This window comes from Salmonella bongori NCTC 12419 (genome assembly GCF_000252995.1).
Taxonomy (GTDB): Bacteria; Pseudomonadota; Gammaproteobacteria; order Enterobacterales; family Enterobacteriaceae; genus Salmonella; species Salmonella bongori.
On sequence record NC_015761.1, the window covers coordinates 3,795,068 to 3,813,619 of the forward strand.

The window sequence follows — 18,552 nt, forward strand, 5'->3', positions numbered from 1 at the left end:
TGACTGGGGTGAGTGAGGCAGCCAACGCACCTGTGGCGTGAAGTATGAAGGGAAAAGATGGGGAGTAAATAAAGCATGCCTAAATACCGTTCCGCCACCACCACTCATGGCCGCAATATGGCGGGCGCCCGCGCGCTGTGGCGCGCCACAGGAATGACCGATGCTGATTTTGGCAAACCGATTATCGCCGTGGTGAACTCGTTCACGCAGTTTGTTCCGGGCCACGTTCACCTGCGCGATCTTGGCAAGCTGGTGGCTGAACAGATTGAAGCCGCAGGCGGGGTCGCCAAAGAGTTCAATACGATTGCGGTGGATGACGGCATCGCGATGGGGCATGGTGGGATGCTTTATTCACTGCCGTCTCGCGAACTGATTGCCGACTCGGTTGAGTACATGGTGAATGCCCACTGCGCCGACGCGATGGTGTGTATCTCCAACTGCGACAAAATCACCCCAGGAATGTTGATGGCTTCCCTGCGTCTGAATATTCCGGTGATTTTTGTCTCCGGCGGGCCGATGGAAGCCGGGAAAACCAAACTCTCCGACAAAATCATTAAACTGGATTTGGTTGATGCGATGATTCAGGGGGCGGATCCGACGGTTTCTGACGATCAAAGTCATCAGGTAGAACGTTCTGCCTGTCCGACCTGCGGCTCATGCTCGGGGATGTTTACTGCCAACTCAATGAACTGTTTAACCGAAGCGCTGGGTTTGTCACAGCCGGGCAACGGCTCGCTGCTGGCCACACACGCCGATCGCAAACAACTGTTCCTTAACGCTGGTAAGCGCATCGTTGAACTGACTAAACGCTACTACGAGCAGGACGATGAAAGCGCACTGCCGCGCAGTATTGCCAGTAAAGCCGCCTTTGAAAACGCCATGACGCTGGATATCGCCATGGGCGGTTCCACTAACACCGTTCTGCACCTGCTGGCAGCAGCGCAGGAAGCGGAGATCGATTTCACGATGAGTGATATCGACAGACTCTCCCGTAAAGTACCGCAGTTATGCAAAGTGGCACCGAGTACGCAGAAATACCATATGGAAGACGTCCACCGTGCGGGCGGCGTACTGGGCATTCTGGGGGAACTGGATCGTGCCGGGTTATTGAACCGCGACGTCAAAAATGTGCTGGGTTTGACGTTGCCGCAGACGCTGGAGCAATACGATATCACCGTTACACAGAATGAAGCGGTTAAGAACATGTTCCGCGCGGGCCCGGCAGGTATACGTACGACCCAGGCGTTCTCGCAGGACTGCCGCTGGGATTCGCTGGATGACGATCGCAGTGAAGGCTGCATTCGTTCGCTGGAACACGCTTACAGCAAAGATGGTGGACTGGCGGTACTGTATGGCAACTTCGCCGAAAACGGCTGTATTGTAAAAACCGCAGGGGTGGATGACAGCATCCTCATATTCACCGGTCCGGCAAAAGTGTATGAAAGCCAGGATGAGGCGGTAGAAGCCATTCTCGGCGGTAAAGTCGTGGCGGGCGATGTGGTTGTTATTCGCTACGAAGGGCCAAAAGGCGGACCAGGGATGCAGGAGATGCTCTATCCCACTACCTTCCTGAAATCTATGGGCCTTGGCAAAGCCTGCGCGCTGATAACAGACGGTCGATTCTCCGGCGGTACATCCGGCCTCTCCATTGGTCACGTTTCGCCGGAAGCCGCCAGCGGCGGCAATATCGCGATTATCGAGGATGGCGACATGATTGCAATCGACATTCCGAAGCGCAGTATTCAACTGAAGCTGAGTGATCAAGAAATTGCGGCGCGCCGCGAAGCGCAGGAGGCGCGTGGCGACAAAGCCTGGACGCCGAAAGATCGCCAGCGGCAGGTGTCGTTTGCCCTGCGCGCCTACGCCAGTCTGGCGACCAGTGCTGATAAAGGCGCGGTGCGCGATAAATCGAAACTGGGAGGCTGATGATGGCGGAATCTCAACCTCTATCCGCCGCGCCGGAGGGCGCGGAGTATCTGCGCGCGGTGTTACGCGCACCGGTCTATGAAGCAGCGCAGGTAACGCCGCTACAAAAAATGGAAAAACTCTCGTCGCGCCTCGACAACGTCATTCTCGTTAAACGCGAGGACAGGCAACCGGTTCACAGCTTTAAGCTCCGTGGCGCTTACGCCATGATGGCGGGCTTAACTGAAGAACAAAAAGCCCACGGCGTGATTACCGCCTCAGCGGGGAATCATGCGCAGGGCGTGGCGTTCTCGTCGGCAAGGCTGGGCGTTAAATCGCTGATTGTAATGCCAAAGGCAACGGCAGATATCAAAGTTGATGCAGTTCGCGGCTTTGGTGGTGAAGTGCTGTTACACGGCGCTAACTTTGATGAAGCGAAAGCGAAAGCCATTGAGCTGGCGCAACAGCAAGGCTTTACCTGGGTTCCGCCGTTTGATCACCCCATGGTAATTGCCGGACAAGGTACGCTCGCGCTGGAACTGCTTCAGCAGGATTCACATCTCGATCGTGTTTTTGTGCCAGTCGGCGGCGGTGGGCTGGCGGCGGGCGTGGCGGTGCTGATCAAACAATTAATGCCACAAATTAAAGTGATCGCCGTCGAAGCGGAAGATTCCGCCTGTCTGAAAGCCGCGCTGGTCGCTGGTCATCCGGTGGATCTGCCGCGTGTAGGACTGTTTGCTGAGGGCGTAGCGGTAAAACGCATTGGCGATGAAACGTTCCGGCTGTGTCAGGAATATCTTGACGATATTGTCACTGTTGATAGCGACGCTATCTGTGCGGCAATGAAAGATCTGTTCGAAGATGTGCGCGCTGTGGCGGAACCTTCCGGCGCGTTGGCGTTGGCGGGGATGAAAAAATACATCGCCCAGCACAACCTGCGTGGCGAACGGCTGGCGCATGTGCTTTCCGGAGCCAATGTTAACTTTCATGGTTTGCGCTATGTGTCTGAACGCTGTGAACTGGGGGAACAGCGTGAAGCTCTGCTGGCTGTAACCATTCCGGAAGAAAAGGGCAGCTTCCTGAAGTTCTGTCAGCTGCTCGGCGGGCGTATGGTCACGGAGTTTAACTACCGTTTTGCTGACGCGAAAAATGCCTGTATTTTTGTCGGCGTTCGCGTCAGTCAGGGGCTGGAGGAGCGAAAAGAGATCATTACCCAACTGCGCGACGGGGGATATAGTGTAGTGGATCTTTCTGATGACGAAATGGCGAAGTTACATGTGCGCTATATGGTTGGCGGGCGTCCCTCCAAGCCGCTTCAGGAACGTCTCTATAGCTTTGAGTTTCCGGAGTCTCCGGGCGCCTTGCTGAAATTTTTGCATACGCTTGGCACGCGCTGGAATATTTCTTTGTTCCACTATCGCAGCCACGGTACCGACTATGGCCGCGTGCTGGCAGCATTTGAGTTGGGCGATCATGAACCGGATTTCGAAACCCGACTGCATGAACTGGGTTATGAATGCCATAATGAAAGTAATAACCCGGCATTCCGGTTTTTCCTCGCGGGCTAAGGAAAGGTGCCAGATGGCGCTTCGCTTATCAGGCCTACTCGTCTCGTTGGCTGGATAAGGCATTCACGCCGCCATCCGGCGTTAGTGGCCGGGCAGTAAGTTCCAGAACGCATCGATCAGCGGCTCATGCAGCCGCTTTTTTTGTGCGCACACGCCCAGTTCAAACGGCGTTTTCTCATCACTACGCTCTAAAATCATCACGCGATTACGTACTGGCTCCGGACTGTTTTCCAGTACAACCTCCGGAATTAAAGCCACACCACAGCCCAATGCGACCATTGATACCATCGCCTCATGACCGCCCACCGTGGCGTAAATCGATGGATTACTGATTTTATGGCGGCGGAACCACAGCTCGATGCGGCGGCGCACTGGCCCCTGATCGGCCATGATAAACGGCACCGCTGACCAGTCAGGTTTCTCCTCCGACACCTGGCTACGCACCGGACAGGGCAGGGCCGGGGCGATCAGCACAACAGCCAGATTTTCCAGCATCGAAAACGCCACTGCGCCCGGCAGCGTTTCTGGTTTGCCGGCGATTGCCAGGTCCGCTTCTCCCGTCACCACCTTTTCCATCGCATCGGCAGCGTCTCCGGTCGTCAATTTGATCTCAACGGAAGGGTGTTCAGCGCGAAAGCGGTCGAGGATCGGCGGCAAATGGCTGTAAGCCGCCGTCACCGAACAAAAAATATGTAGTTCACCGGAGAGCGACGGTCCCTGCTGGTCGAGCGTATGGCGCAACTGTTGGTACTGCAATAACGTCTGCTGAGCAAACACCCGCAGTTCCTCTCCAGCCTCCGTTAACGTTACGGTACGGTTATCGCGCACAAACAGCGGCTGACCGAGATCTTCTTCCAGGCGCTGAATCTGCCGGGAGAGCGTAGAGGGACTGACATGCATCGCTCGCGCGCTGCGGCCAAAATGTCGGCTTTCCGCCAGATGCAGGAAGGTTTTCAGATCGCGTAAATCCACAGACAGGCCTCCGTTTTTTAATGTTGCATAAACCGCAACGTAACGTTGTGAATATATCAATTTCCGCAATAAATTTCCTGCTGTAATGTGGGTTCATTCTCGCTCAACAGCGAACCATACAATAAGCAACACAACATCACGGTTACGGAGTTCACTATGGCTAACTACTTCAACACACTGAACTTGCGCCAGCAGCTGGCACAGTTGGGGAAATGTCGCTTTATGGGGCGCGACGAATTCGCCGATGGTGCAAGCTACCTGCAGGGTAAAAAAGTCGTCATCGTTGGCTGTGGTGCGCAGGGGCTGAACCAGGGGCTGAATATGCGTGACTCCGGTCTGGATATCTCTTACGCCCTGCGTAAAGAGGCTATTGCCGAGAAGCGCGCCTCCTGGCGTAAAGCGACCGAAAACGGCTTTAAAGTAGGCGCTTATGAGGAGCTGATCCCGCAGGCGGACCTGGTGGTTAACCTGACGCCGGACAAACAACACTCTGACGTAGTGCGTGCTGTACAGCCACTGATGAAAGACGGCGCGGCGCTGGGCTACTCCCACGGCTTTAATATTGTGGAAGTGGGTGAGCAGATCCGTAAAGACATCACCGTGGTGATGGTAGCGCCGAAGTGCCCGGGTACCGAAGTGCGTGAAGAGTACAAGCGCGGTTTCGGCGTACCGACGCTGATCGCCGTTCACCCGGAAAACGATCCGAAAGGCGAAGGCATGGCCATTGCCAAAGCCTGGGCGGCGGCGACTGGCGGTCATCGTGCGGGCGTGCTGGAGTCCTCTTTCGTGGCGGAGGTAAAATCCGACCTGATGGGCGAGCAGACCATTCTGTGCGGCATGTTGCAGGCGGGTTCTCTGCTGTGCTTCGACAAGCTGGTAGAAGAAGGTACTGACCCGGCTTACGCGGAAAAACTGATTCAGTTCGGCTGGGAAACCATCACCGAAGCGCTGAAACAGGGCGGCATTACCCTGATGATGGACCGTTTGTCCAACCCGGCGAAACTGCGCGCTTACGCGTTGTCCGAGCAGTTGAAAGCGATCATGGCACCGTTGTTCCAGAAACATATGGACGACATCATCTCCGGCGAGTTCTCCTCCGGTATGATGGCGGACTGGGCGAACGATGATAAGAAACTGCTGACCTGGCGTGAAGAAACAGGTAAAACCGCGTTCGAAACCGCGCCGCAGTATGAAGGTAAAATCGGCGAGCAGGAGTATTTCGATAAAGGCGTGCTGATGATCGCGATGGTAAAAGCGGGCGTTGAGCTGGCGTTCGAAACGATGGTCGATTCCGGCATCATCGAAGAGTCTGCCTATTACGAATCATTGCACGAGCTGCCGCTGATCGCCAACACCATTGCCCGTAAGCGTTTGTACGAAATGAACGTGGTGATCTCCGATACCGCAGAATACGGTAACTATCTGTTCTCTTATGCCTGTGTTCCGCTGTTAAAACCGTTTATGGCGGAGCTTCAGCCTGGCGATCTGGGTAAAGCGATTCCGGAAGGCGCGGTCGACAACGCGCAGTTACGCGACGTGAACGATGCGATTCGCGGTCACGCGATTGAACAAGTAGGTAAGAAACTGCGCGGGTATATGACGGATATGAAGCGTATTGCCGTCGCTGGCTAATTCCCCGTCGTCTTTCAACTTGCAGATGCGTTGGCTACGTTCGTACACCCCAGTCACATCGTTATCTATGTTCCTGGGGCTGTACTCACTTGCCGCCTTCCTGCAAGCTGAAATCCTTAAGGGAAGGCTTGAGATAAAAAAACCAGTGCAATGAGACACCGTTTTTTTAATTTCGGTACAACACCTTAATAATGTGGTAACCGAACTGGGTATGCAGCGGGCCGGTTGGCTCCAGTACCGGGCAAGAGAAGACCACTTTATCGAATGCCGGAACCATCTGGCCCTGACGAAACTCACCTAAATGACCGCCTTTTTTACCGGACGGGCAGATAGAGTGCTTCTTCGCCAGCTTCTCAAAATCGCCGCCGTTCTTAATTTGTTCCAGAAGCTCTAAAGCCAGTTTCTCTTCTTTTACAAGGATATGCAGTGCTGCTGCCGTTTTTGCCATTATTTCGTTCTCACTTCGCAAAGATTGGCCGTCACTTTATCACTCCTTGAGCCGTCAGACATATACTCTTCGCCATTACAGGACAGATGTCTCGCCTGATTTAACGAACCGGGAGATAAGCAGCATATTTACCGGGCGTATTTCGGTTATGCGGGACGGCGGTCCTGTCCTTTCTGATAAGGGACGAGATACCATGAATATACTGAGAAACGCAGAATTTCCAGACGACTGGCTTTTAGGGCTACGCCAGGTAGTCCGGGACCCCGCGCTGTATGAATTACTTAAATACTGTCCGCTGGAAATCATGCAGTGCTGGCGATTTGACAATATTCCCCGCAGCACTCTTATCTGCCGGCAAGGGGAAATATGTCAGCAATTTTCGCTCATCGTGGCCGGTGAAGTAGATGTTTTTTACGAGGCTGAAGATGGGCGTCGTTATCGGCAGGCGCGTTATGGCAAAGGTGACATGCTGGGTGAACTGGAGATATTTGAGTCGCGGCATTACATCTGTTCTGTCGTCGCCGTCGACAATGTACAGCTGCTCAGCCTGTCGCAGGCACATTTTTGCCGTTGGCTGACGCTGGATAACCATTTTAATCAGCGGATGCTGCGGTTTTTCAGTCAACAGTATTACCAGTTGTCGAAAAAGGCCAGCAGCGACAATTTGTACTCGCTGCATCAACGTGTATGCCAGGCATTATGGCAGCGTTTTCAACAATATGAATCGACCTCTATTTTGCTTAATAAACAAAATCTTGGTCAGGAGTTTGCGGCGACGACGCGCAGTATCAACCGGATACTGCACGATCTGAAATCACTGAACATTATCGATACCGACGGTGAGCGAATCATTTTGCTGGCTCCTGAAAAACTACAACAGGAGGCGGAAATCTGAACCTCGCAAAACAGTAAGGAGACGGGAGATGCAGCCCCATATTCGACTTAACACAAACATGACCCGCGCGAAATATGCGCTTTTGCCCGGTGATCCTGGACGGGTGGACAGAATCGCCCGCTTTCTTGATAACGCTGAGATCATAGGGCAAAACCGTGAGTTTCGTGCGGCTCGCGGTTGGTATCAGGGGGTTGAAATCGTGGTGCTCTCCACGGGAATCGGCGGACCCTCTACCGCCATTGCCATTGAAGAGTTAAGCCAGATTGGCGTCAATACGTTAATCCGTATCGGCAGCTGCGGCGCATTGCAGGACTCGTTAGCATTGGGGGATGTGATAATCGCCCACGGCGCGGTGGCCGATGACGGCACCAGCAAAACCTATGCGCCCGCCAGCTATCCGGCCTGTGCAGACCCGTATCTTACCGCCACGCTGATACAGCAGGCGCAACAGATGAATATCTCTACCGTTTGCGGGTTGGTGCGCAGCCACGACAGTTTTTATACTGACCGTGAAGCTGAACTGGATGCCGAATGGTCGGCCCGGGGGATTCTCGGCGCGGATATGGAAACCGCTGCGTTAATGGTTGTGGGCGCACTACGCGGGCTCCGTACGGCGTCGTTGCTAAACGTGGTCGTCGCTCATGATGGCTGTCTGGAGAGCAGTATTAACCATTATGTTCAGCAGGAAACCTTGTGTCAGCAAGGCGAAGAACGCCAGATTGCTCTGGCGCTTCAGGCCATTTATTTCGATAGTTTGCAAGGAGAGCAGTAATGGACTTTTTCAGCATTAACAATGTGATGGTCAACATTCCTCTCGGCGAAGGCGGATATGCGCTGTCGTGGATTGAGGCTATCGGCACCCTTTTTGGCTTATTGTGCATCTGGTGCGCCAGTCGGGAAAAAATCATTAATTACCTGTTTGGCTTGATTAACGTCACTCTGTTTGCCGCTATCTTTTTTCAGATTCAACTGTACGCCAGTTTGCTGCTTCAGGTGTTTTTCTTTGTGGCGAATATTTACGGCTGGTATGCGTGGAGCCGACAGAATGATGCCCAGGAAGCCGCTCTGAAAGTCCGCTGGCTTTCTCGCCAACAAACTTTGGCGCTGGGGGGCATATGCATAATTGCCATTCTACTGATGACGCTGTTTATCGATCCGGTATTCGCTATGTTGACTCGCGTTATGCTCGCACTGTTGCAAATGGTAGGCGTTCAGGTGGCGATGCCTGAACTACAGCCGGACGCATTCCCGTTCTGGGATTCCACGATGCTGGTGCTGTCGATTGCGGCCATGGTCCTCATGACGCGTAAGTATGTGGAAAACTGGCTGCTGTGGGTACTCATTGATGTGATTAGCGTTGTGATCTATGCGGTTCAGGGGGTTTACGCGATGTCGCTGGAATACATCCTTCTGACGGCGATTGCAGTGATGGGCTCTTATCGTTGGATCAAGAGTGCGCGACGTAACGGTTATACGCCGCTTGCCGCCAGCACCTGCTAATTTGCCTTTTACAGGCTGCCTGAAAAGGCAGCCTGTTACTCCCCTGGCCTCGCTTTCTGCTACAATCCCTCCCCCGTTCGAAGATTGAGCACTATTCCCATGCGTTTAAATCCCGGCCAACAACACGCTGTCGAATTCGTCACCGGACCCTGCCTGGTGCTGGCAGGGGCGGGTTCCGGTAAGACCCGCGTGATCACCAATAAAATCGCGCACCTGATCCGCGGGTGTGGTTATCAGGCGCGGCATATCGCCGCAGTGACTTTTACCAATAAAGCGGCGCGTGAGATGAAAGAACGTGTCGGGCAAACGCTGGGGCGTAAAGAGGCGCGGGGATTGATGATCTCAACGTTCCATACGCTGGGGCTGGAGATTATTAAGCGCGAATACGCCGCGCTGGGGATGAAATCCAACTTCTCGCTGTTTGACGATACCGACCAGACCGCTCTGCTCAAAGAGTTGACTGAAGGTCTGATCGAAGATGACAAAATTCTGTTGCAACAGCTGATCTCGACGATCTCCAACTGGAAAAACGATCTTAAAACGCCTGCGCAGGCGGCGGCCAGCGCGATCGGCGAACGTGACCGCATATTTGCTCATTGCTATGGTTTGTACGATGCGCACATGAAAGCCTGCAATGTGCTCGACTTTGACGATCTGATCCTGCTGCCGACGCTGTTATTACAGCGAAATGAAGAAGTGCGTGAACGCTGGCAAAACAAAATCCGCTATCTGCTGGTGGATGAATACCAGGACACTAACACCAGCCAGTATGAGCTGGTTAAGCTGCTGGTCGGGCAACGCGCGCGATTTACGGTGGTGGGTGATGATGACCAGTCCATCTACTCCTGGCGGGGCGCTCGCCCGCAAAACCTGGTGTTACTGAGCCAGGATTTCCCGGCGTTGCAGGTGATCAAGCTGGAGCAAAACTACCGTTCTTCGGGCCGTATTCTGAAGGCGGCAAATATTCTTATCGCCAATAATCCACACGTCTTTGAAAAACGCCTCTTTTCCGAACTCGGTTACGGTGCGGAACTGAAAGTCTTAAGCGCCAATAATGAGGAGCATGAGGCGGAGCGGGTAACGGGAGAACTGATCGCGCATCACTTTGTGAATAAGACTCAGTACAAGGATTACGCCATTCTGTACCGTGGAAATCATCAATCGCGGGTATTTGAAAAATTTCTTATGCAGAACCGCATTCCGTATAAAATTTCCGGCGGCACATCATTTTTCTCCCGTCCAGAAATTAAAGATCTGTTGGCTTACCTGCGGGTGTTGACCAATCCGGATGATGACAGCGCTTTTCTGCGTATTGTGAATACGCCAAAGCGTGAGATTGGCCCGGCGACATTACAGAAGCTGGGGGAATGGGCAATGACCCGCAGTAAAAGCTTGTTTACCGCCAGCTTTGATATGGGATTAAGCCAGACGCTAACCGGGCGCGGCTACGATGCGTTAACCCGCTTCACCCACTGGCTGGCGGAGATTCAGCGCCTGGCCGAACGTGAGCCTGTTGCCGCCGTGCGCGATCTCATCCACGGTATTGATTACGAATCCTGGTTATATGAAACGTCGCCAAGCCCGAAGGCGGCGGAAATGCGCATGAAGAACGTTAACCAGCTCTTCGGCTGGATGACCGAAATGCTGGAAGGCAGCGATATTGATGAACCGATGACGCTGACCCAGGTGGTGACTCGCTTTACCCTGCGTGACATGATGGAGCGTGGTGAAAGTGAAGAAGAACTGGATCAGGTGCAGCTGATGACCCTTCATGCCTCTAAAGGTCTGGAATTCCCCTATGTCTTTATGGTGGGCATGGAAGAGGGATTTCTGCCGCATCAAAGCAGCATCGATGAAGACAATATCGACGAAGAGCGTCGCCTGGCCTACGTAGGTATTACCCGCGCGCAGAAAGAGCTTACTTTTACGTTATGTAAAGAGCGCCGTCAGTATGGCGAGCTGGTACGCCCGGAGCCGAGTCGTTTCCTGCTGGAGCTACCGCAGGATGATTTAATTTGGGAACAGGAGCGCAAAGTGGTCAGTGCCGAAGAGCGCATGCAAAAAGGACAAAGCCACCTGGCTAATCTGAAAGCTATGATGGCGGCAAAGCGAGCAAAATCGTAGCGTAAAAGCGCGGCATCTTACCCGTAGGCCGGATAAGCGTAGAGTAGCGCCATCCGGCAAAACAGCATTACCGTACGTCCAGTGGCCAGTGGACATAGCTTTGCCACTGGCTTTCCTGATTGATCAATTCTTTACCCAGCGGGTGGTGCGCCAGCCAGCCGTCAGGCAAGGTCAATGTCAGATTCTCATTTTGCGCCTGTAACATAATGTCTGGTACCAGATCGTCACGGCGACGGCCGGCAAAGAGAATTGCCAATCGCAGCAAACGGCATAATTGTTCCGCAACACGGGGCGGTACGGCATTTTGCTGATGAAGCGAAGAGAGATCAACCGGGTTAGTTTGATTCAGCAAGAGGGTAGCGAGCAACTTTTTCTGCGCTGGCGTATAGCCAGGGAGATCCAGATGGCGTACTAAATAAGCGGCATGGTATGGCGCCTGTTTAAAATCTATGCTCAGACCGATCTCATGCAATTGGCAAGCGCTAAGCAACAGTTCACGACTGATAGGCTCAATATGCCAGGCATTTTCTACCTGTTTGAGGAAGTTATCCGCCAGCTTCGCCACGCGATTTGCCTGATCGGTATCGACGATAAAGCGACGCTGAATGTTTCGCAGCGTGCGGCTGCGAATATCCTGATCCACGGCCAGGTGCAGCATCCCGTACACCAGCCCTTCGCGTAGCGCGCCGCCTGCCAGCGTCATGCACTGGATATTCAGCTCGGTGAATATTGCGATCAGAATAGCCAGCCCGCTTGGGAAAACCAGGGCACGCTCAAGCGTCAGCCCTTCGATTTCCAGCTCTTCCAGACGCCCGCACTGTATTGCACGTTGTTTTAGCTGCTGAAGTTTGGCGAGCGTAATGCGCTCATCCATTCCCTGCGCCATCATGATTTCCTGCAGTGCCTGCACGGTGCCGGAAGCGCCCACGCAGACTTTCCAGCCATGAAAACGCAGTTCATCAGCGACCGGACGCAGCACATCGCGCGCGGCCTTTTCCGCTTTATCAAAGTTTTCTTGCGCCAGATTACGATCGCTAAAATAGCGTTCAAGCCACGTTACACAGCCCATAGACAGACTAAACAACGACGTAGTTTGCGCGCCAGTGCCGGTCACCAGCTCAGTACTGGCACCGCCAATATCCACTACCAGACGCTGATCTGCGCCACCGGTGGTATGGGCGACGCCCTGATAAATGAGCCGCGCCTCTTCTTCGCCGCTAATAACTTGCACCGGGCAACCGAGGATAGTCTGCGCTTTCGCGATAAACTCACCGGCATTGACGGCGAGACGCAATGTGGCGGTGGCAACCACACGGATTTGCGGCTGCGGAATATCCTGCAAACGTTCAGCAAACAGGCGCAGGCATTGCCAGCCGCGTTCCATCGCTTCGGCTGAAAGGTGATTGTCGCTGTTCAGACCGGCAGCCAGACGCACCTTGCGTTTAATTCGGGTCAGCGTCTGGATGCTTCCCGCCACCTCGCGCACCACCAGCATATGAAAACTATTTGAGCCGAGATCAATGGCTGCATACAGCGAGGTGGAATTCATACACTTCATCCTGCAACCTGTATCCGTGTTGGCGGTGTACTCTTCCCCAAATCACTGACTAAAGTAAGCTCATCGGGATTCGTTTTCTTGCCGTTTCGATACAGGCTCAGTGATTTTGTGTATGGCATAACTTTTCTTAACCTGAACGACGACGATTACGCGGAGCGCCTGCGCGGCGCGGTCCATTGCCGGGGCGCGAGCGCGTCAGGCGCAGCGGTTTAGGCAAATCCGTCATGAGCGCCTCTGGATTATATTTGCTGACCGGAATCGAGTGGCCGATATAGCTCTCAATCGCGGGTAAATTCAGCGCATACTCTTCGCAGGCCAGGCTAATAGAGTGTCCGCTAGCGCCTGCGCGGCCAGTACGGCCGATACGGTGAACGTAGTCTTCACAATCGTCCGGCAAATCGTAGTTAAAGACATGTGTTACGGCGGGAATATGCAGCCCGCGCGCCGCGACATCAGTCGCCACAAGAATGTCTAAATAGCCGCGGGTGAATTCATCCAGAATCCGCAGGCGCTTTTTCTGCGCGACGTCGCCGGTTAGCAAACCAACACGATGGCCGTCTGCCGCCAGATGTCCCCAAATATCTTCGCAACGGTGCTTTGTGTTGGCGAAAATAATGGCGCGATCCGGCCATTCTTCTTCGATTAGCGTTTGCAGTAAACGCATTTTTTCTTCATTAGAAGGATAGAACAGCTCTTCTTTAATGCGGTGGCCCGTCTTTTGCTCCGGCTCCACTTCAACATATTCGGCGTTATTCATTTGTTCAAACGCCAGCTCGCGAACCCGGTAAGACAGCGTAGCGGAGAACAACATGTTCAGACGCTGATTCGCAGGCGGCATACGGCGGAATAGCCAACGAATGTCTTTAATAAAGCCCAGATCGTACATGCGATCGGCTTCATCAAGTACGACGACCTGAATGGCGCCGAGGTTAATGTGATTTTGTTTGGCGTAGTCGATCAGTCGGCCCGTTGTACCGATAAGAATATCGACGCCGCTTTCCAGGACTTTGAGCTGCTTGTCATAGCCATCGCCGCCGTAAGCCAGGCCTAATTTTAATCCTGTCGCTTGCGCCAATGGTTCCGCGTCGGCGTGAATTTGTACGGCTAACTCACGTGTCGGCGCCATGATCAGTGCGCGCGGTTGGTTCATCTTGCGATCATCGATCGCAGGATGAGAGAGTAAATAATGAAACGTGGACGTCAGAAACGCCATCGTTTTCCCGGTACCGGTTTGCGCCTGCCCTGCAACGTCACGACCCGCCAGCGTTAGCGGAAGGGCCAGTGCCTGAATGGGCGTACAATTATAAAACCCTTTCTTTTCAAGGGCTTCAATCACCTGAGGGTGCAGGGCGAAGTCGGAAAACTTCTGTTCTGTTAAATGTGTTTTGCTCATAGTGTGGTAGAATATCAGCTTACTATTGCTTTACGAAAGCGTATCCGGTGAAATAAAGTCAACCTTTTGTTGGCGAAGTTAACATCAGCACCTTGTTGGTTAATGCTACACCAACGCGCCAGGCTTATTCCTGTGGAGTTATATATGAGCGATAAAATTATTCACCTGACTGACGATAGTTTTGACACGGATGTACTCAAAGCGGACGGGGCTATCCTCGTTGATTTCTGGGCAGAGTGGTGCGGGCCGTGTAAAATGATCGCTCCGATTCTGGATGAAATCGCTGACGAATATCAGGGCAAATTGACCGTTGCCAAACTGAACATTGACCAGAACCCTGGTACGGCGCCTAAATACGGCATCCGCGGTATTCCGACTCTGCTGCTGTTTAAAAACGGCGAAGTGGCGGCAACCAAAGTGGGCGCATTGTCTAAAGGTCAGCTAAAAGAGTTTCTCGACGCCAATCTGGCGTAATACCCATTATATGTCGAATGACAGAGGCGCGGATGGTATGGCCGGGCGTTTGTCATTCGTATAATGAAAGGTATCAGGCCGTTTCGTGGCGTCCGTTGTCCTTACGTTATTCTTAAATTGTCAGGATCTCTGGACGCCCGGTCTGAGTCGTGCTAAGTTAGTATTGACTTCGAATTAAACATACCTTATTAAGTTTGAATCTGGTTTTATCCGTCACTTCCCGTTTTTTCTCGCACGAGAAGTGGAAAGATTCCTGGCTCTTCGCTCATTCCGTCTTGTCGTTTCAGTTCTGCGTACTTTCCTGTGACCAGACAGCGAACAGACATGAGTTGATAGCCGTAAACAGGCATGGATGACCCTGCCATACCATTCACAACATTAAGTTCGAGATTTACCCCAAGTTTAAGAACTCACACCATTATGAATCTTACCGAATTAAAGAATACGCCGGTTTCTGAGCTGATCACTCTCGGCGAAAGTATGGGGCTGGAAAACCTGGCCCGTATGCGTAAGCAGGACATTATTTTTGCCATCCTGAAGCAGCACGCAAAGAGTGGCGAAGATATCTTTGGCGACGGTGTGCTGGAGATATTGCAGGATGGATTTGGTTTCCTCCGTTCCGCAGACAGCTCCTACCTCGCCGGCCCTGACGACATCTACGTTTCCCCCAGCCAAATCCGCCGTTTCAACCTCCGCACTGGTGATACCATTTCTGGTAAGATTCGCCCGCCGAAAGAAGGTGAACGCTATTTTGCGCTGTTGAAAGTTAACGAAGTTAACTACGACAAACCAGAAAACGCCCGTAACAAAATCCTGTTTGAGAACTTAACCCCGCTGCACGCGAACTCTCGTCTGCGTATGGAGCGTGGTAACGGTTCTACAGAAGACTTAACGGCGCGGGTACTGGATCTGGCTTCACCGATTGGTCGCGGTCAGCGTGGTCTGATTGTTGCGCCGCCGAAAGCGGGTAAAACCATGCTGCTGCAGAATATCGCGCAGAGCATTGCGTACAACCATCCAGACTGCGTGCTGATGGTCTTGCTGATTGACGAACGTCCGGAAGAAGTGACCGAGATGCAGCGTCTGGTGAAAGGCGAAGTGGTTGCGTCTACCTTTGACGAACCGGCATCCCGCCACGTTCAGGTTGCGGAAATGGTTATTGAGAAGGCGAAACGCCTGGTTGAGCACAAAAAAGACGTTATCATCCTGCTCGACTCTATTACACGTCTGGCGCGTGCCTACAACACCGTGGTGCCAGCTTCTGGTAAGGTGCTGACTGGTGGTGTGGATGCCAACGCCCTGCATCGTCCGAAGCGTTTCTTCGGTGCCGCGCGTAACGTGGAAGAGGGCGGCAGCCTGACCATTATCGCGACGGCGTTGATCGACACCGGCTCCAAGATGGATGAAGTTATCTACGAAGAGTTTAAAGGTACAGGCAACATGGAACTGCACCTCTCTCGTAAGATCGCTGAAAAACGCGTCTTCCCGGCTATCGACTATAACCGTTCCGGTACGCGTAAAGAAGAGCTGCTTACCACTCAGGAAGAGCTGCAGAAAATGTGGATCCTACGTAAAATCATTCATCCAATGGGTGAAATCGACGCAATGGAATTCCTCATCAATAAATTGGCGATGACCAAAACCAATGATGACTTCTTTGAGATGATGAAGCGCTCATAACCGAGCCATTACCTGAAAACGCCACGTTTTTACGTGGCGTTTTTGTTTTATATCTGTAATCTTAACGACACATTTACAAAAAGACGATAAACCAGAGCGGAACTTTGCGATTCATTCGTTATCGGTATCGTGTGGTTGATATTTAAACAATTCTGACTGATTCAGAGCAGGGTTTCCCTTCTGAATAAAGGTCTTCATGGTTATACTTCTGGTATTAATTTTATCTGAGAGCACGCATTGTGAATTTACTGACCGTGAGTACTGATCTCATCAGTATTTTTTTATTCACGACACTGTTCCTGTTTTTTGCGCGTAAGGTCGCAAAAAAAATCGGTTTAGTGGATAAACCCAACTTCCGTAAACGCCACCAGGGGCTGATACCGTTGGTTGGAGGAATTTCGGTTTACGCAGGGATTTGCTTCACATTCGGAATCGTTGATCACTATATTCCTCATGCGTCGCTTTATCTTTCTTGTGCGGGTGTACTGGTGCTTATCGGTGCGCTGGATGACCGTTTTGATATCAGTGTAAAGATCCGTGCGACCATACAGGCCGCGATCGGCATCATTATGATGGTGTTCGGTAAACTCTACCTGAGCAGCCTCGGTTATATCTTTGGCTCCTGGGAGATGGTGCTCGGTCCCTTCGGTTATTTCCTCACTCTGTTTGCCGTATGGGCGGCGATCAACGCCTTCAATATGGTGGATGGTATTGATGGTCTGTTAGGTGGGCTATCCAGCGTCTCGTTTGCGGCGATGGGACTGATTTTATGGTTTGACGGTCAAACCAGCCTGGCAATATGGTGTTTCGCTATGATCGCTGCGATTCTGCCTTACATTATGCTTAACCTTGGCATTCTGGGGCGGCGTTACAAAGTTTTCATGGGCGATGCCGGTAGTACTCTGATTGGCTTTACCGTTATCTGGATCTTACTGGAAACGACGCAGGGTAAAACCCACCCTATCAGCCCGGTCACCGCACTATGGATTATTGCTATTCCGCTAATGGACATGGTGGCGATTATGTATCGCCGTCTGCGTAAAGGAATGAGCCCCTTCTCGCCTGACCGCCAGCATATCCATCATCTTATCATGCGCGCTGGTTTTACCTCCCGTCAGGCGTTTGTCCTGATCACGCTTGCCGCTGCGATTTTGGCAGCCGTTGGCGTAACGGCAGAATATTCTCATTTTGTTCCTGAGTGGGTTATGTTGGTGCTCTTTTTGCTAGCATTCTTCCTCTATGGCTACTGCATTAAACGGGCATGGAAGGTGGCGAGATTTATTAAGCGTGTGAAGCGCCGCCTGCGCAGGCACCGTGAGAACCGGCCAAACTTAACCAAGTAAATGAGGATACGATGACACAACCATTACCGGGGGCACGCGCGGTGAGCGCTGAAAATGAACTGGATATTCGCGGGTTGTTTCGTACTTTATGGGCCGGAAAATTCTGGATCATTGGCGTTGGCCTGTTGTTTGCCCTTATTGCGTTAGCGTATACCTTTTTTGCGCGCCAGGAGTGGAGTGCGACGGCGATTACCGATCGCCCAACCGTAAATATGTTGGGGGGGTATTACTCCCAGCAACAGTTTCTACGCAACCTGGATATTAAGTCTGACCCCGCTTCTTCCGATAAGCCCTCGGTGATGGACGAAGCGTATAAAGAGTTCATCATGCAACTTGCCTCCTGGGATACGCGTCGCGATTTCTGGTTGCAAACGGATTATTACAAGCAGCGAATGGTCGGGAATAGTAAAGCCGATGCGGCGATGCTTGATGAACTGATCAACAACATCCAGTTTACGCCTGGCGATTTTACACGCGCTATCAACGACAGCGTGAAGCTTATTGCCGAAACGGCACCGGACGCCAATAATCTGCTGCGCCAATATGTTGCGTTCGCCAGCCAGCGGGCGGCGAGTCATCTGAATGATGAATTAAAAGGTGCCTGGGCTGCGCGTACGGTACAAATGAAAGCGCAGGTAAAACGGCAGGAAGAGGTAGCGAAAGCCATCTATTCACGTCGTGTAAACAGCATTGAGCAGGCGCTCAAAATTGCAGAGCAACATAATATTTCTCGTAGCGCGACGGATGTTCCGGCGGATGAATTACCGGACTCTGAACTCTTTTTACTTGGCCGTCCTATGCTGCAGGCGCGTCTTGAAAACCTGCAAGCGGTTGGTCCAGCGTTCGATCTGGACTACTTTCAAAATCGGGCAATGTTGAATACGCTTAATGTGGGACCCACTCTGGACCCTCGTTTTCAGACCTATCGTTATTTGCGTACGCCGGAAGAACCGGTAAAACGTGATAGCCCACGCCGTGCCTTCCTGATGATCATGTGGGGTATCGTTGGGGCGCTAATCGGTGCGGGCATTGCCTTAACCCGTCGCCGCACGATTTAGCA

16 protein-coding genes are annotated in these 18,552 nt (G+C 52.6%); 12 read left to right on the plus strand and 4 right to left on the minus strand.

The window, feature by feature from the left end; all coding sequences use genetic code 11:
* The first annotated feature begins 75 nt into the window (after positions 1-75).
* Positions 76-1,926 (plus strand): dihydroxy-acid dehydratase, encoded by a 1,851-nt coding sequence (ilvD, locus tag SBG_RS17950; RefSeq protein ID WP_001127363.1) that lies wholly within the window; start codon positions 76-78, stop codon positions 1,924-1,926.
* Between the two features lie 2 nt (positions 1,927-1,928).
* Positions 1,929-3,473, plus strand: coding sequence for a threonine ammonia-lyase, biosynthetic (gene ilvA / locus SBG_RS17955; RefSeq protein ID WP_015703075.1), 1,545 nt, complete (start codon positions 1,929-1,931; stop codon positions 3,471-3,473).
* An 81-nt stretch (positions 3,474-3,554) separates the two neighbouring features.
* Here the strand turns inward: ilvA and ilvY are convergent, their stop codons facing one another.
* On the minus strand, positions 3,555-4,445 hold the full coding sequence (ilvY, locus tag SBG_RS17960) for an HTH-type transcriptional activator IlvY (protein ID WP_015703076.1): 891 nt from the start codon (positions 4,443-4,445) through the stop codon (positions 3,555-3,557).
* Between the two features lie 156 nt (positions 4,446-4,601).
* Between ilvY and ilvC the strand changes: the two genes are divergently transcribed.
* Positions 4,602-6,077, plus strand: coding sequence for a ketol-acid reductoisomerase (ilvC, locus tag SBG_RS17965; RefSeq protein ID WP_000024937.1), 1,476 nt, complete (start codon positions 4,602-4,604; stop codon positions 6,075-6,077).
* 166 nt (positions 6,078-6,243) lie between these two features.
* Here ilvC and ppiC read toward each other — a convergent pair whose 3' ends face one another.
* On the minus strand, positions 6,244-6,525 hold the full coding sequence (gene ppiC / locus SBG_RS17970) for a peptidylprolyl isomerase PpiC (protein ID WP_001140259.1): 282 nt from the start codon (positions 6,523-6,525) through the stop codon (positions 6,244-6,246).
* A gap of 193 nt (positions 6,526-6,718) precedes the next feature.
* On the opposite strand from ppiC, the gene SBG_RS17975 reads away from it, so the two are divergent.
* The 4 genes from SBG_RS17975 (at position 6,719) to rep (ending at position 11,044) form a co-directional block, all read left to right on the plus strand.
* The gene (locus SBG_RS17975) at positions 6,719-7,420 is read left to right on the plus strand and encodes a Crp/Fnr family transcriptional regulator (protein ID WP_001024026.1); all 702 of its coding nucleotides are present in this window, start codon (positions 6,719-6,721) and stop codon (positions 7,418-7,420) included.
* Between the two features lie 28 nt (positions 7,421-7,448).
* On the plus strand, positions 7,449-8,192 hold the full coding sequence (locus SBG_RS17980) for a nucleoside phosphorylase (protein ID WP_001182423.1): 744 nt from the start codon (positions 7,449-7,451) through the stop codon (positions 8,190-8,192).
* Positions 8,192-8,920, plus strand: coding sequence for a nicotinamide riboside transporter PnuC (pnuC, locus tag SBG_RS17985; protein ID WP_000345355.1), 729 nt, complete (start codon positions 8,192-8,194; stop codon positions 8,918-8,920). Before SBG_RS17980 ends, pnuC begins: the two co-directional genes overlap by 1 nt.
* A 99-nt stretch (positions 8,921-9,019) precedes the next feature.
* On the plus strand, positions 9,020-11,044 hold the full coding sequence (rep, locus tag SBG_RS17990; RefSeq protein ID WP_001238845.1) for a DNA helicase Rep: 2,025 nt from the start codon (positions 9,020-9,022) through the stop codon (positions 11,042-11,044).
* A 67-nt stretch (positions 11,045-11,111) separates the two neighbouring features.
* On the opposite strand, the gene gppA is transcribed toward rep, so the two are convergent.
* A complete protein-coding gene (gene gppA, locus SBG_RS17995) occupies positions 11,112-12,593 on the minus strand; it encodes a guanosine-5'-triphosphate,3'-diphosphate diphosphatase (RefSeq protein WP_001089456.1) in 1,482 nt (493 codons plus the stop codon).
* Between the two features lie 136 nt (positions 12,594-12,729).
* Entirely contained in the window at positions 12,730-13,995 is a 1,266-nt protein-coding gene (gene rhlB, locus SBG_RS18000; RefSeq protein ID WP_000047519.1) for an ATP-dependent RNA helicase RhlB, read from the minus strand.
* 144 nt (positions 13,996-14,139) lie between these two features.
* On the opposite strand from rhlB, the gene trxA reads away from it, so the two are divergent.
* The 5 genes from trxA to wzzE all read left to right on the plus strand — a co-directional run bounded on the left by trxA (position 14,140) and on the right by wzzE (position 18,550).
* Entirely contained in the window at positions 14,140-14,469 is a 330-nt protein-coding gene (gene trxA / locus SBG_RS18005; RefSeq protein WP_001280776.1) for a thioredoxin TrxA, read from the plus strand.
* A gap of 249 nt (positions 14,470-14,718) precedes the next feature.
* Positions 14,719-14,802 (plus strand): rho operon leader peptide, encoded by an 84-nt coding sequence (locus tag SBG_RS23260; RefSeq protein WP_134820045.1) that lies wholly within the window; start codon positions 14,719-14,721, stop codon positions 14,800-14,802.
* Between the two features lie 87 nt (positions 14,803-14,889).
* A complete protein-coding gene (rho, locus tag SBG_RS18010) occupies positions 14,890-16,149 on the plus strand; it encodes a transcription termination factor Rho (RefSeq protein WP_001054532.1) in 1,260 nt (419 codons plus the stop codon).
* 239 nt (positions 16,150-16,388) lie between these two features.
* Positions 16,389-17,492 carry a UDP-N-acetylglucosamine--undecaprenyl-phosphate N-acetylglucosaminephosphotransferase gene (wecA, locus tag SBG_RS18015; RefSeq protein ID WP_001050946.1) on the plus strand — a complete coding sequence of 368 codons (1,104 nt, stop codon included), beginning with the start codon at positions 16,389-16,391 and terminating at the stop codon, positions 17,490-17,492.
* 11 nt (positions 17,493-17,503) lie between these two features.
* Positions 17,504-18,550, plus strand: a complete 1,047-nt coding sequence (gene wzzE / locus SBG_RS18020; protein WP_000193418.1) for an ECA polysaccharide chain length modulation protein — start codon at positions 17,504-17,506, stop codon at positions 18,548-18,550.
* Positions 18,551-18,552 lie beyond the last annotated feature (2 nt).